The sequence below is a fragment of the Streptomyces alboflavus genome, from assembly GCF_000716675.1.
Lineage (GTDB): Bacteria > Actinomycetota > Actinomycetes > Streptomycetales > Streptomycetaceae > Streptomyces > Streptomyces alboflavus.
Map to the genome: position 1 here is coordinate 37,436 of NZ_JNXT01000061.1, position 14,256 is coordinate 51,691.

Sequence of the window (14,256 nt, forward strand, 5' to 3'; positions counted from 1 at the left end):
CCCCACTATGGCCCGCCGCTCAAGGCGTCGGCACCGGAACTCCCATGATCTCCCTGGCATGCCGGTCCGGCGTCATCCCCAACCGCCACGCCTGCCACCCCGCGTCCAGCTCGGCCCCGCGCTCCAGGAGCAGCAGATACGCCTCGACGTACTGGTCGAGCTTGCCGTCCCGCAACGGGTGGACGGCGCGGGCGAGTTGGACCAGCTCCTCCTGGGCGACCGCCGTGCCGATCTCCCAGCCGCCGGGGGAGGCGTAGGGCAGGAGCGTGGCGCGCAGGAAGTGGGCCCAGTCCTCGCCGCGGCGGTCGCCGTAGGAGGCGAAGAGGGCGATGGCCTCGTCGCAGAGGGAGAGCGCGGCCTGTGTGCGGGCGTTCCCCGCGTCGACGACGGCCAGCTCCAGGCACGTCCACCCCTCGCCGTGGGCGACGCCGATGCGCTGGAAGTCGGCGCGGGCGTCCATGAGGAGCTGGCGGGCGAAGCCGGAGTTGCGCAGGGATCCTGTCTGGGCGGCGCGCTGGTCGCGGGTGACGCGGGCGGAGTGGTGGCGGGCGCAGGCGAGGCCGTAGACGTCGCGCATGCGGGAGAACATGGTGCGGGCCCGCTCCAGGTCGCGGACGGCCTGTTCGAGGTTGCCGGTCTCCTCCAGGGCCTGGCCGAGGTAGTACAGGGACCAGGCCTCGCCGCGGGCGTCCTCGTTGTCGCGGTGCCGGGAGACGGCCTGGCGCAGGCCGTCGACGGCGGGCGCCGGGTCGCCCGCGACCAGCCGGGCGCGGGAGAGCTGGGTGAGGGCCCAGGCCTCGCCGCGCGCGTCACGGGTGCTGCCGTACAGGTCGAGGGCGCGCCGCAGCTCCTCCTCCGCGCGCGGCACATCGCCCTTGCGCAGGCACACCTGGCCGAGCTGGAAGTGGGCCCAGGCCTCGCCGTGCACGGACTCGCTCTCGCGGTGCAGGACCAGGGCGGTGCGCAGCATGTCCTCGGCCTCGCCGAGGCGGGACCGGTCGCGTTCGACGGCGGCCAGGGCGTGCAGGGTCCAGGCGCGGTCGCCCGCGAGCTGCTCGGACACCTGGAGGTCCAGGGCCTCGCGCAGGCGGGCGGCGGCCTCGGACAGATTGCCCTGGTGGTGCAGGGTGATGCCGAGGGAGCCGAGCGCGCGGGCCGCGCCCGCGTCCTGGTGGGCCTCGAAGTACAGGTCGACGACGGACGACAGGGTGGAGCGTGCCTGGTCGAGGTCGCCGATCTGGCGGGCCGCGATGCCGGTGCGCCACTGCACGCTGCGCTCCATCCGGCCCCGCCCCGCCGCGCCCCCGGCGGCCGTCCCGCCCTGCTCCAGCTTCTCCAGGGACTGCGCGAACTCGCTGATCTCGCCGAGGCGGTAGAGGTCGCCGCGCAGCAGGCAGTAGTCGCACAGGGCGCCGAGCAGATTGAGGACGGCCTGCGGGTCGACGCCCTCGGCGTGCCGCAGCGCCGCCGTGATGAAGCTGGACTCGTCGTCGAGCCAGCGCAGCGCGGAGTCCAAGGACGTGAAGCCGTGCTGCCCGAAGTGGTCGGCGCGGGTGGAGGTCTTGCCGTCGACGAGGCGGATCACGGAGTCGGCCAGCTCGCCGTAGCTGACGATGAGACGTTCCTGCGCGGCGGTGCGCTCGCCCGGCTCCTCCTCGTCCGCGAGCCTGGCCTGGGCGAAGGAGCGCACGAGGTCGTGCAGGCGGTAGCGGTCGCCGCGGACGTGGTCGACGAGGCCGGCGCGGGACAGGGCGGTGAGCTGGCGGCCCGCCTCGGCCTCGTCGGTGGCGAGCAGCGCGGCGGCCGCGGCCGCGCCGAGCGAGGCACGGCCCGCGAGCGCGAGGCGTCGCAGGAGGCGGCGCGCGGGCTCCGCCTGGTCGGCGTAGCGCAGCGAGAGGGCGCGCTCGACGGGGGCGAGGGGCCCGTACGCGGAGAGGTCGTTGACCAGCTCCAGCGGGGTGCGCGGCCCGAGCGAGGACCCGGCGGCGCGCAGCGCCAGCGGAAGCCCGCCGCACAGGTCCCGCACGGTCTCCAGGGACGCCGCGTCGTAGGGCCCGGTCAGCTCCTCCGCCGAGGTGCGCAGCAACTGCTCGGCGCCCGCCGCGTCCAGCTCCGCCACGGGCAGCTGGTGCACCCAGGCGGGCATGTCCTCGGGCAGGTCGAGGGGCTTGCGGGCGGTGACGAGGACGAGGCTGTCGGAGCGCTCGGGGATGAGGGTGCGCACCTGCTCCGGGTCGCAGGCGTCGTCGAGGACGACGACCACCTCAAGGCCCGTCAGATACTGGTGGTAGATCTCGCTGAGCCGTCTGACCTGCTGTTCCTGCGTGGAGCGCTCACGGAACAGGAGCTGTTCGCGGGGCGCGCCGAGGCGGTTGAGGAGGTGCAGGAGCGCGTCGCGGGTCGACAGGGGCGGGGTGTCGGGGCTCTCGCCGCGCAGATCCACCAGGCAGGCCCCGCGGAACTGGTCCTTCACGTCGTGTGCGGCCCGCACGGCGAGCGAGGAGCGGCCCGCGCCGGGCGCCCCGTGCAGCACGACCACCGTCGGCTTGGTCTGGGTGCTGGCGCGCGCCGCGTGCACCCACTGCGCGATCCGCCCCAGCTCGGCCCGCCGCCCCGCGAACGTGCCGCCCGGCTGCGGCAGTTGCGCGAAGGACTGCTCCAGGACGGTACGCCGCCGGGCCGCCGCGCTCTTGTCGGTGCGGCGCAGCTGCGGCGCCGGCTTCTTCGGCCCGCCGCTGCCGCCGGTCACCCCGGCGCCGCTCGCGGCGTTGAAGACCCGCTGCTGGTCGAGGAACGGCCGGATCCCGCGCACCTCGAGGGCCGTCAGCCACTGGAGCCGCAACTGCTCGGGCCCGCCCGGCTGGCTCACCGCGCCCGCGTGCCGCTGCGCGGCGGGGACGTGCGACGCGGTCACCTTCACCACCGTCGCGGCGGCGCCCGCCACCGCGACCGCCGCGCCCGCGCCGAGGGCCGTGCCGCCGCCCGTGCCGAGCGCGAGGTCGGCGGCCGTGGCCGCGACGGCGGCGACGGCCACGACGAGCAGCGGCGTGCCCGCGCCCTCCTTCGCGTACCGCTGGCCGAAGGTGAGCTGTCCCGCCGCCGCCTCGTCCAGGGCCCGCGTGTACGCCTCGTACTCCTCCGCCGCCGTCTGCGCCATGGTGTCGAGCGCGCCGCGCGCCCGCGACAGGAGCACCCCGCCGTCCGTGCGCCCACCGGTGCGCCGCACCTCCTCCTCGACCGCCCGTGCCAACAGCCGCTCGGCTTCGGCCCGATGGCTGTCCCGCATGTGGTCCCCCTCCGAGAGCGGCACGTGCCGTCGACACGTGTCCGTGCGTGTGCCCCATGTAGGGATACGTCTGCCCCGTACCTCTACATGTACGTGTCAGTGTCCTGCGTACGGGGCGTCGGCGCGAGGGAGTCGGCGGATCAGGGGCCGGTGTGCGCGAGGATGGGGCCATGCCGAACCGACTGGCCCATGAGACGTCCCCCTACCTCCTCCAGCACGCCGACAACCCCGTCGACTGGTGGCCCTGGTCGGCCGAGGCGTTCGCCGCCGCCCGGGAGCGCGGCGTGCCGGTGCTCCTCTCCGTCGGGTACTCGAGCTGCCACTGGTGTCATGTGATGGCCCACGAATCCTTCGAGGACGAGTCGACGGCCGCACTCATGAACGAGCACTTCGTGAACATCAAGGTCGACCGGGAGGAGCGCCCCGACGTCGACGCCGTCTACATGGAGGCCGTGCAGGCCGCGACCGGGCAGGGCGGCTGGCCCATGACGGTCTTCCTCACCGCCGACGCCGAACCCTTCTACTTCGGCACCTACTTCCCGCCCGAGCCCCGCCACGGCATGCCGTCCTTCCCGCAGGTCCTCGACGGCGTGCACCGGGCGTGGACGGACCGGCGCGACGAGGTCGGCGAGGTCGCCTCGAAGATCACCCAGGACCTGTCGGAGCGTCAACTGGCCGTCGGGGACGGCGGCCGGCCCGGCGAGGAGGAGCTGGCCCAGGCGCTCCTCGGCCTGACCCGGGACTACGACGCCACGCACGGCGGCTTCGGCGGCGCCCCCAAGTTCCCGCCGTCCATGGTCGTGGAGTTCCTGCTGCGCACCCACGCCCGCACCGGCTCCGAGGGCGCCCTGCAGATGGCCGCCGACACCTGCGAGCACATGGCCCGCGGCGGCATCTACGACCAGCTCGGCGGCGGCTTCGCCCGCTACTCCGTCGACCGCGAGTGGGTCGTGCCGCACTTCGAGAAGATGCTGTACGACAACGCGCTGCTGTGCCGCGCCTACGCCCACCTGTGGCGGACCACGGGCTCGGACCTGGCGCGCCGCGTCGCCCTGGAGACGGCCGACTTCATGGTCCGCGAACTGCGCACCAACGAGGGCGGGTTCGCCTCCGCCCTGGACGCCGACAGCGAGGACGCCACGGGCAGGCTCGTCGAGGGCGCGTACTACGTGTGGACGCCCGCGCAGCTCCGCGAGGTCCTGGGCGAGGCCGACGGCGACCTCGCCGCCGCGTACTTCGGCGTGACCGAGGAGGGCACCTTCGAGGAGGGCGCCTCCGTCCTCCAGCTCCCCCGGGGAGAGGACGGCACGGTCGCCGACGCCGACCGGATCGCCGACATCCGCGCACGCCTCCTCGCCGCCCGCGCCGAGCGGCCCGCACCCGCCCGCGACGACAAGGTGGTCGCCGCCTGGAACGGCCTCGCCGTCGCCGCGCTCGCCGAGACCGGCGCCCTCTTCGACCGCCCCGACCTGGTCGCGGCCGCCGTCGCCGCCGGGGACCTGCTCGTCCGCCTCCACCTCGACGACCGCGCCCGGCTCGCCCGCACCTCCAAGGACGGGCACGTCGGCGCCAACGCCGGGGTCCTGGAGGACTACGCCGACGTCGCCGAGGGCTTCCTCGCCCTCGCCTCCGTGACCGGCGAGGGCGTGTGGCTGGACTTCGCCGGGTTCCTGCTCGACCACGTCCTCGCGCAGTTCGTCGACGCGGAGTCCGGGGCGCTCTACGACACGGCGGCGGACGGCGAGCGGCTCATCCGGCGCCCGCAGGACCCCACGGACAACGCGGCGCCCTCCGGGTGGACCGCGGCGGCGGGCGCGCTCCTGTCGTACGCGGCCCAGACCGGCGCGACGCCCCACCGGGAGGCGGCCGAGCGGGCCCTCGGCGTCGTCGCGTCCCTCGCGCCGCGCGCGCCGCGGTTCATCGGGCACGGGCTCGCCGTGGCGGAGGCCGCGCTCGACGGGCCGCGCGAGGTGGCCGTCGCCGGGGAGGTCGGCGGCGCCCTGCACCGCGTCGCGCTCCTCGCGACCGCGCCCGGCGCCGTCGTCGCCGCGGGGCGGCCGGACGGCGAACTCCCGCTGCTCGCGGGGCGGTCGCTGGTGGACGGCGAGGAGACGGCGTACGTGTGCCGGGGGTTCGTGTGCGACCGCCCGACGACGGACGGGGAGGAGCTGGCGCGGGCCTTGGGGGTGTCCCGGTAGCGGCCCGGGCCGCCCTGGGTTGTGGGCGCTGACCGCCCTGGGCTGGGCGTGCCTGCTGACCGCTGTGGCTCCCGGCGGCCTCCTGACCGCAGCGGCTCCCGGGCGCGGGGTCAGCCCGGCGGCAGGGCGACCGTGCCCTCCGACGCGGCGACGGCCTGCCGGACGATGGACTGGAGGCGTTCGTGGTGGGCGCCCCGCCAGTACACGCGGGCGCAGTCACCGCACTCCGCGAACACGTCGTACGTCCCCCGCGTGCCGCCTTCGAGCCGCTCCGCCACGTCCTCCTTGGTGGCGGCCCGCAGCGTCCCGTTGCAGGCCGTGCAGCGCGTCCACGGCCTGAGCGGCGGCGCGAACCGCTCCAGGACGTCGCTGAGCTGGTCCTCGGGCCGGTCGCTGTAGACGTACGCGCCCGCCCACAGCTCCCGGCGGCGCAGCAGCCCCCGGTCCCGGCTCAGGAGCACGCGGCGCTCGGCGGCGGACCGGGTGGCGAGCGCGGGGTCGCCGATGTCCGTGCTCTCGTACGCGGTGTCGACGCCGAGCAGCCGCAGGCGCCGGGCGAGGGTGCCGAGGTGTACGTCGAGGAGGAAGCGCAGGGGCTCCTCGGGGGGCTGCTCGTCGGGGCGCACCCGCTGCGGCCGCGGTACGCACCGCACCTCGACGCGCTGGCCCGCGGCGGGCACGTGCCCGACGGGGACCTCGTGGCCGTCCACGACGAGCGCGCCGACCTCGGTGAGGGGGACGCCGAGCGACTCCACGACGTGCCCCAGGGAGGACGCGCCGTCGGTGACGGCGGTGGTGGTGCGGCCGCGCCGGTCGTGCGGGACGAACAGGGCCAGGTCTGGGGCGAAGTCGATGAGGATCTCCGGACCGTTCATTGGGCCAGCATGGCAGGTTCTGGCGGGGCGCCCTTGGGTTTATGGCTTGCCGCACTCGGCTGGGGCTTCGCCCCTTTCCCCCTTGTCGGCGCTTCGCGCCTCGTCCTCAAGCGCCGGACGGGCTGGTTCTCCCTGCGGACGGTTCTGACCTGCGGGTCGGAGCAGCCCCGGGGCACCCCTGACCTGCCCGGGCAGCCCGGATCTGCCCGGGCATCTCTGACCTACTGGTCACGCCTGCTGGTCACCCGTGCTGGTAGGCAACCAGCGAGATCCCCACGTAGTGCACCGCGAACGCCGCCAGCGTGAACGAGTGGAAGACCTCGTGGAAGCCGAACCAGCGGGGGGAGGGGTTGGGGCGTTTGAAGCCGTAGACCACGCCGCCGACGCTGTAGAGGAGGCCGCCGACGATCACGAGGACCAGGACGGCGATGCCGCCCGTGCGCAGGAAGTCGGGGAGGAAGAAGACGGCTGCCCAGCCCATGGCCAGGTAGCAGGGGGTGTAGAGCCAGCGTGGGGCGCCGACCCAGAAGACGCGGAAGACGATGCCCGCGGCGGCGGCCGCCCAGATGCCCCACATCAGCCACTGGCCCTTGGCGTCGGGCAGGAGCAGGAGGGTCAGGGGGGTGTACGTGCCCGCGATGATCAGGAAGATGTTGGCGTGGTCGAGCCTGCGCAGGACGCCGTCCGCGCGCGGGGACCAGTTGCCGCGGTGGTAGAGCGCGCTGACGCCGAACAGCAGGCACGCCGTGAGGACGTAGATCCCGCACGCTATGCGGCCGCGGGTGGAGTCGGCGAGCGCGGTCAGGAACAGACCGGAGACCAGGACCGCGGGGAACATTCCGGCGTGCAGCCAGCCGCGCAGCTTGGGCTTCACCGGGTGGACCGGCGCGGACGTCTCGGCCGCTGCCTGGTCGGCGCCGCCGGCGGGGGAGTTCACGAGCGCGTCGGGGACGGGTGAAGTCATGGGCGGCATCGTACCTACGGAACCGTAAGTTAGGTGTCAAAGGCGACGTGGGCAGAGCTTACTAGTGGTGAGGCTCACGGTCACGGGGTGCGTGCGTGCCCGGATGGGGGACCTGGGGAGTGGCAATGCTCACGCCGCTCAGTTGTGAGGCACTCTGGACAGATGCGCATATGCGTCGGATGATCAAATGAGTGCGGTCGGCACCGGATGAGCGCCAGGAAGATCGAAGCAGTGAAGCATCCGGGTCGCAGCCCCCACGGGGCCCCAACCACAAACCCTCGTATAGGAGCAATCGTGGCGCGCGATATCGCGGCTCCCCCGTCAGTGACGTCCCCGGGCACCGTCCCCACCGACCACCAGGCACTCGTGTCCTGGGTGAACGAGATCGCCGAACTGACCCAGCCGGACAGGGTGGTCTGGTGCGACGGCTCCGAGGCCGAGTACGAGCGCCTGTGCGAGGAGCTCGTGGCCAAGGGCACCTTCAAGAAGCTGGACCCGATCAAGCGGCCCAACTCCTACTACGCGGCCTCCGACCCGACCGACGTCGCCCGCGTCGAGGACCGCACGTACATCTGCTCCGAGAAGGAGGCGGACGCCGGGCCCACCAACCACTGGAAGGCCCCCGCCGAGATGCGGGAGGTCTTCGCCGGCACGGGCGGCGAGGGCGGCATCTTCCGGGGCTCCATGCGCGGCCGCACGATGTACGTCGTGCCGTTCTGCATGGGCCCGCTCGGCTCGCCGCTGTCCGCGATCGGCGTCGAGATCACCGACTCCGCGTACGTCGCCGTCTCCATGCGCACCATGACCCGCATGGGGCAGCCGGTCCTCGACGAGCTCGGCTCCGACGGCTTCTTCGTGAAGGCCGTGCACACTCTCGGCGCCCCGCTGGAGCCGGGCCAGGCCGACGTGCCGTGGCCCTGCAACTCCACGAAGTACATCTCGCACTTCCCCGAGGACCGCGAGATCTGGTCCTACGGCTCCGGCTACGGCGGCAACGCCCTGCTCGGCAAGAAGTGCTACGCCCTGCGCATCGCGTCCGTCATGGCGCGCGACGAGGGCTGGCTGGCCGAGCACATGCTGATCCTGAAGCTGACGCCGCCGACCGGCGAGTCCAAGTACGTCGCCGCCGCCTTCCCGTCCGCCTGCGGCAAGACCAACCTGGCCATGCTGGAGCCCACGATCTCCGGCTGGACCGTGGAGACCATCGGCGACGACATCGCCTGGATGCGGTTCGGCGAGGACGGCCGCCTCTACGCGATCAACCCCGAGGCCGGCTTCTTCGGCGTCGCGCCCGGCACCGGCGAGCACACCAACGCCAACGCGATGAAGACCCTGTGGGGCAACTCCGTCTTCACCAACGTCGCGCTGACGGACGACGGCGACGTCTGGTGGGAGGGCATGACGGAGGAGACCCCGAAGCACCTCACCGACTGGAAGGGCAACGACTGGACGCCGGACTCGGGCGTCCCGGCCGCGCACCCCAACGCCCGCTTCACCACCCCGGCCGCGCAGTGCCCGATCATCGCGCCCGAGTGGGAGGACCCCAAGGGCGTGCCGATCTCGGCGATCCTCTTCGGCGGCCGCCGCGCCTCCGCGGTGCCGCTGGTCACCGAGTCCCTCAGCTGGAACCACGGTGTCTTCCTGGGTGCGAACGTCGCCTCCGAGAAGACCGCCGCGGCCGAGGGCAAGGTCGGCGAGCTGCGCCGCGACCCGTTCGCGATGCTGCCGTTCTGCGGCTACAACATGGGCGACTACATGGCCCACTGGGTGGACGTGGCCAAGGACAAGGACCAGTCCAAGCTGCCGAAGATCTACTACGTGAACTGGTTCCGCAAGAACGCGGACGGCAAGTTCGTGTGGCCCGGATTCGGTGAGAACTCCCGCGTCCTGAAGTGGATCGTCGACCGTCTCGACGGGCGCGCCGAGGGCGTGGAGACCCCCATCGGCGTCCTGCCGACGCCCGCGTCCCTGGACACGAAGGGCCTCGAACTGCCCGCCGCCGACCTGGAGTTCCTGCTCACGGTCGACAAGGAGGTCTGGCGCGAGGAGGCCGCGCTCGTGCCCGAGCACCTGAACACGTTCGGGGAGCACACCCCGAAGGAGCTGTGGGACGAGTACCGCGCGCTGGTCGCCCGTCTGGGCTGACCCGAGCGGAGTGTGACACCCGGGCCGGGCGCCTCCGAGGCGCCCGGCCCGGGGTCGCTTAGGCGGCGCCCACGAGGTGGGCGGCGGCCGCGTGCGCGTCCATGCGCTCGGCGGCCAGGATCGCCGCGCCGGTGTCGGCGCGGGAGGCGGCCACCACCAGGGCGCGGCCCGCGAGGGCGTGCGCGCGCTGGTGCAGGCCGGACACATGCGGCTCGTGGATGGCGGCGACCACGCCCGCGCGGACCGGCGGGAGGCCGCCGCGCAGCCGGGCCACCTGGGCGGCCAGCTGGTCGGCGGCCGCGTCGAGGTCCGGCGAGGGGGTGAGCCCGCGCAGTTCGTCGGTCACGGCGAGCAGCGCGGCGAGGTGCCCTGCGAGCTGGATGTCCAGCTCCTCCTCGCGGGAGCGGTGCGGGAAGTCGCCCGGGTCGGCCATGGCGTGGACCGACTTGGTGCGGATCGGCTCGTACATGAGAGGCCTCCAGGCGGTTGCTTGAAAGCCATCCTAGCTTAGATTCTGTCTAAAGTTGAGTCGGTCCTGGAAAGCGGGGCCGGGGCAGGCCCCGGCAGCGGTCGCCCCCGCTGTGGGGGCGGGTCAGGGCTGGCTGTAGCCGTCCAGGAAGCTGCCGATGCGGGTCACCGCGTCCGCCAGGTCCGGCGCCGTCGGCAGGGTCACCACGCGGAAGTGGTCGGGCTCGGGCCAGTTGAAGCCGGTGCCGTGGACCACCATGATCTTCTCGGCGCGAAGCAGGTCGAGGACCAGTCGGCGGTCGTCCTTGATCTTGAAGACCTTCGGGTCGAGCCGCGGGAAGAGGTAGAGGGAGCCCTTCGGCTTCACGCAGGTCACGCCGGGGATCTGGGTCAGTAGGTCGTACGCCGTGTCGCGCTGTTCGAGCAGGCGCCCGCCCGGGAGCACCAGGTCGTTGATCGTCTGCCGGCCGCTGAGCGCGGCGACCACGCCGTGCTGGCCCGGCATGTTCGCGCACAGGCGCATGTTCGCCAGGATCGTCAGGCCCTCGATGTACGAGGCGGCGTGGGCCTTCGGCCCGGAGACCGACATCCAGCCGACGCGGTACCCGGCCACGCGGTACGCCTTCGACATGCCGTTGAACGTGAGCGTGAGCAGGTCCGGGGCGACGGCGGCGGTCGGCGTGTGCGTGGCGCCGTCGTAGAGGATCTTGTCGTAGATCTCGTCCGAGCAGACCAGGAGGTTGTGGCGGCGCGCGATGTCGGTGAGGGCGCGGACCATCGCCTCGTCGTAGACCGCCCCGGTCGGGTTGTTCGGGTTGATGATCACCATCGCCTTGGTGCGGTCGGTGATCTTGCGCTCGATGTCGGCGAGGTCGGGCATCCAGTCCGCCTGCTCGTCGCAGCGGTAGTGCACGGCGGTGCCGCCGGAGAGGGAGACCGCGGCGGTCCACAGGGGGTAGTCGGGCGCCGGGACCAGGACCTCGTCGCCGTCGTCGAGCAGGCCCTGCATGGCCATCACGATCAGCTCGGAGACGCCGTTGCCGATGAAGACGTGCTCGACGTCGGTCTCGATGCCGAGGGTCTGGTTGTGCATCACCACGGCGCGGCGCGCCGCGAGCAGGCCCTTCGCGTCGCCGTACCCATGGGCTTCGCCGACGTTGCGGAGGATGTCCTCCAGGATCTCCGGGGGGCACTCGAAGCCGAAGGCCGCGGGGTTGCCGGTGTTGAGCTTGAGGATGCGGTGGCCCGCGGCTTCCAGGCGCATCGCCTCCTCGAGGACGGGGCCCCGGATCTCGTAGCAGACGTTGGCGAGCTTCGTGGACTGGATCACCTGCATCCCCCGAGGGTATCGGGCGGGGGCGCCTTGGGTGGGGAGAGCTCGGTCACCTCTGGCCGGCGGCGGGTGCGGGTTCGTCGTGGTTGCTCGCGCAGTTCCCCGCGCCCCTTTGGGGCACCTTCCTCGGGTGGGTGGCTCGTGGCCCTGTTCTTGGCTGTACGCGGTCTTGTGGTGGGGGCCGGTGACCCCAACAATGCGCATGACAAAACCGAAGGACCTTCGGTCACAGAGTCATCAGAGGGGACCCCCACATGAACAAGCCTCTCGTCGGAACCGCGCTCGCTGCCGTGCTTCTCGGTGCCGCGAGCGTGCCCGCGGCGGCCGTCAGCAATGACGCGCCGTCGTCCGACAAGCGGACGGCGGCCGCCGTCAAGGCACCGGCCGCCAAGGCCGTGAGCTTCGCCGGCACCGTGGCGCTCAGCAACTGTTCCGGCTCCGTCGTCCGCGTACCGTCGTCGCAGCCGACCGACCCCGCGCTCGTGATGTCCAACGGGCACTGCCTGGAGACCGGCTTCCCGGCCCCAGGACAGGTCATCGTCGACCGCGCCTCGTCCCGCAGCTTCACGCTCCTGAACGCGAGCGGCGGCAACGCGGGCACCGTGCGCGCCAGCAAGATCGCCTACGGCACGATGACCGACAACGACGTCTCGCTGTACCAGCTCACCAGCACCTACAAGGACATCGAGAGCCGGTACGGCATCAAGGCGCTCGAACTGGACTCCGCGCGTCCGACGCAGGGCAAGGCCATCACGGTCGTGTCCGGCTACTGGAAGCGGATGTACAAGTGCAACGTCGACGGCTTCGCGTACCAGCTCAAGGAGGGGCGCTGGACCTGGAAGGACTCGGTCCGCTACACCTCCGCGTGCCAGACGATCGGCGGCACGTCGGGCTCGCCGGTGGTCGACGACGCGACCGGCAAGGTCGTCGCCGTCAACAACACCGGCAATGAGAACGGCGAGCGGTGCACGGACAACAACCCGTGCGAGGTCGACCAGAACGGCAAGGTGACCGTCCGCCAGGGCATCAACTACGGCCAGCAGACGTACACCATCGTCCCCTGCGTCGGGGCCGGCAACAAGATCGACCTGAACCGTCCGGGCTGCACGCTGCCCAAGCCCTGACCCTTCTGGGGATCAGCTTTCGGTCCGGCGCACGGCACGTCCCGCGAGGACGTCCGTGCGCCGGCCGTCCTCGATCACGAACTCGCCGTCGATGAGGACGTGCGGGATGCCCACCGGCAGGGTGCGCGGCGCCTCGAACGTCGAGCCCGCCGCGACCGTGTCCGGGTCGAAGAGGACCAGGTCGGCGCGGTAGCCCTCGCGGACGATGCCCCGGTCGGGGAGCCGGAGGCGGGCCGCGGGACGCGAGGTGAGGTGCGCGACGCACTCCTCCAGGGACAGCACCCCCAACTCCCGCACGTACTGGCCCAGATACTGCGGGAATGTGCCGTACGCCCGCGGGTGCGGCTTGAAGCCCTGCAGGATGCCGTCGCTGCCGCCCGTGTGCACGGGGTGGCGCATGATCGCCCGGACGTTCTCCTCGTGGCCCACGTGCTGGAGGATCGTCGAGCCGAGCCGGTCGTTGATCAGCAGCCGCCGTGCCGTCACCCACGGCTCCTCGCCGCGCATGTCGGCCGACTGCTGGATCGTCTTCCCCACGCAGGACGCGAGGCCCGGGTCGGAGACGCCGGAGATCTCGATCGTGTCCCACTCGATGGGCACGCCGTGGCAGCCGTCCGCGCCGATGACCTCCATGTGGTGGCGGATCCGCGCCGCCGTCTCGTCGTCCTGGAGGCGGGCGAGGATCGCGTCCGGGCCGCCCTCGCTCGCCCAGCTCGGCAGCATCGCCACGAGGGTCGTGCAGCCGGGCGTGTACGGGTACGTGTCCAGGGTGATGTCGGCCCCCGCGGCCAGGGCCCCGTCCAGGAGCGCCAGGAGGTCCGGGGCCTTGCCCTTGTTCACGCCGAAGTTCATGGTGGCGTGGGCGAGGTGGAGGGGGCAGTCCGCGGAGCGCGTCAGCTCCACCATCTCCTCGTACGCCTCCAGGGCGCCCGCGCCGTAACTGCGGTGGTGCGGGCAGTAGTAGCCGCCGTGCGCCGCCACCACGCGGCACAGTTCGGTGAGTTCGGCGTCCTTCGCGTACATGCCCGGGGTGTACGTCAGGCCCGACGACATGCCGACCGCGCCCTCCCGCATGCCCTGCGCGACCAGCTCCTTCATCCGCTCCAGCTCGGCGGGGGTGGCCTCGCGGTCCTCCCAGCCCATCGCGTACATCCGGACCGTGCCCTGCGGGATCAGGTACGCGGCGTTCACCGCGATGCCGCGGCCGCCGTGTGCCCGGTCCAGGCGGTCCAGGTACTCGCCGACGGTGCGCCAGTCGAAGTCGATGTCGCTCCCGTCGCCGTTCCAGCCCGTGATGGCCTGGCGGACCTGGGCGAGGGTGGCGTCGTCCACCGGCGCGTACGACAGGCCGTCCTGGCCGATGACCTCCAGGGTGACGCCCTGGGCCGCCTTCGCGCTGTGGTCCGGGTCGCGGAGGAGGGCCAGGTCGCTGTGCGCGTGCATGTCGATGAAGCCGGGGGCCAGGGCGAGGCCGTCCGCCTCCACGGTCCTTGCCCCCGCCGTGGCTGTCGGGCGGGGGCCCGTGCCCTCTCGGCGGATCTCGGTGATGCGGCCCTCTGTTATGGCCACGTCGGCTGTGTACGAGGCGGTGCCCGTGCCGTCGATGAGGCGGGCTCCGCGGATGACCAGGTCCATGGTGGGTGCCTTTCTGGTGCGGGTGGTTGTGGCCTCGCGGCGCGCCCCAGTCCCGCCCCTTCTCCGAAACCGGGGCTCTGCCCCTGGACCCCGGGGGTGGGTGTCCCGTGTCGGGTGGGACAGTCCTCCCCCGAATCGGCGCTCCGCGCCTCGTCCTCAATCGCCGGACGGGCTAAAAGATTTCGCCGAGGCAGGCCGGAAGGTTCGCCCGGGGGCGGGCTGAGGGGC

The 14,256-nt window shown here is 72.7% G+C and carries 9 protein-coding genes; 3 read left to right on the forward strand and 6 right to left on the reverse strand.

What is annotated here, in order from left to right:
• Positions 1-19: 19 nt before the first annotated feature.
• Positions 20-3,286, reverse strand: coding sequence for a tetratricopeptide repeat protein (locus tag OO63_RS34075; protein ID WP_030357964.1), 3,267 nt, complete (start codon positions 3,284-3,286; stop codon positions 20-22).
• A 170-nt stretch (positions 3,287-3,456) separates the two neighbouring features.
• Between OO63_RS34075 and OO63_RS34080 the strand changes: the two genes are divergently transcribed.
• Entirely contained in the window at positions 3,457-5,484 is a 2,028-nt protein-coding gene (locus OO63_RS34080) for a thioredoxin domain-containing protein (protein ID WP_030357965.1), read from the forward strand.
• A gap of 110 nt (positions 5,485-5,594) precedes the next feature.
• Here OO63_RS34080 and OO63_RS34085 read toward each other — a convergent pair whose 3' ends face one another.
• Together OO63_RS34085 and trhA are read right to left on the reverse strand one after the other, a co-directional pair.
• The gene (locus tag OO63_RS34085) at positions 5,595-6,359 is read right to left on the reverse strand and encodes a Mut7-C RNAse domain-containing protein (protein ID WP_030357966.1); all 765 of its coding nucleotides are present in this window, start codon (positions 6,357-6,359) and stop codon (positions 5,595-5,597) included.
• Between the two features lie 241 nt (positions 6,360-6,600).
• Positions 6,601-7,323: a PAQR family membrane homeostasis protein TrhA gene (gene trhA / locus OO63_RS34090; protein WP_031192626.1), complete on the reverse strand. Its 723-nt coding sequence runs from the start codon at positions 7,321-7,323 to the stop codon at positions 6,601-6,603.
• Positions 7,324-7,617: 294 nt separating this feature from the next.
• On the opposite strand from trhA, the gene OO63_RS34095 reads away from it, so the two are divergent.
• Positions 7,618-9,468, forward strand: a complete 1,851-nt coding sequence (locus OO63_RS34095; RefSeq protein ID WP_030357968.1) for a phosphoenolpyruvate carboxykinase (GTP) — start codon at positions 7,618-7,620, stop codon at positions 9,466-9,468.
• 58 nt (positions 9,469-9,526) lie between these two features.
• Here OO63_RS34095 and OO63_RS34100 read toward each other — a convergent pair whose 3' ends face one another.
• Entirely contained in the window at positions 9,527-9,937 is a 411-nt protein-coding gene (locus OO63_RS34100; protein WP_030357969.1) for an SCO4983 family protein, read from the reverse strand.
• Between the two features lie 123 nt (positions 9,938-10,060).
• On the reverse strand, positions 10,061-11,272 hold the full coding sequence (locus OO63_RS34105) for a pyridoxal phosphate-dependent aminotransferase (protein WP_030357970.1): 1,212 nt from the start codon (positions 11,270-11,272) through the stop codon (positions 10,061-10,063).
• Positions 11,273-11,523: 251 nt separating this feature from the next.
• Between OO63_RS34105 and OO63_RS34110 the strand changes: the two genes are divergently transcribed.
• Complete coding sequence (locus tag OO63_RS34110) at positions 11,524-12,393, forward strand: S1 family peptidase (RefSeq protein ID WP_030357971.1); 870 nt, start codon at positions 11,524-11,526, stop codon at positions 12,391-12,393.
• Positions 12,394-12,405: 12 nt separating this feature from the next.
• On the opposite strand, the gene OO63_RS34115 is transcribed toward OO63_RS34110, so the two are convergent.
• Positions 12,406-14,028 carry an N-acyl-D-amino-acid deacylase family protein gene (locus OO63_RS34115; RefSeq protein ID WP_030357972.1) on the reverse strand — a complete coding sequence of 541 codons (1,623 nt, stop codon included), beginning with the start codon at positions 14,026-14,028 and terminating at the stop codon, positions 12,406-12,408.
• Positions 14,029-14,256 lie beyond the last annotated feature (228 nt).

What these genes read in the sequence shown, in the direction of transcription:
- OO63_RS34105 (WP_030357970.1), bottom strand. Translation starts at nt 11,272, where the DNA reads ATGCAGGTGATCCAGTCCACGAAGCTCGCCAACGTCTGCTACGAGATC.
- OO63_RS34085 (WP_030357966.1), bottom strand. Translation starts at nt 6,359, where the DNA reads ATGAACGGTCCGGAGATCCTCATCGACTTCGCCCCAGACCTGGCCCTG.
- OO63_RS34110 (WP_030357971.1), top strand. Translation starts at nt 11,524, where the DNA reads ATGAACAAGCCTCTCGTCGGAACCGCGCTCGCTGCCGTGCTTCTCGGT.
- OO63_RS34080 (WP_030357965.1), top strand. Translation starts at nt 3,457, where the DNA reads ATGCCGAACCGACTGGCCCATGAGACGTCCCCCTACCTCCTCCAGCAC.
- trhA (WP_031192626.1), bottom strand. Translation starts at nt 7,323, where the DNA reads ATGACTTCACCCGTCCCCGACGCGCTCGTGAACTCCCCCGCCGGCGGC.
- OO63_RS34100 (WP_030357969.1), bottom strand. Translation starts at nt 9,937, where the DNA reads ATGTACGAGCCGATCCGCACCAAGTCGGTCCACGCCATGGCCGACCCG.
- OO63_RS34115 (WP_030357972.1), bottom strand. Translation starts at nt 14,028, where the DNA reads ATGGACCTGGTCATCCGCGGAGCCCGCCTCATCGACGGCACGGGCACC.
- OO63_RS34075 (WP_030357964.1), bottom strand. Translation starts at nt 3,286, where the DNA reads ATGCGGGACAGCCATCGGGCCGAAGCCGAGCGGCTGTTGGCACGGGCG.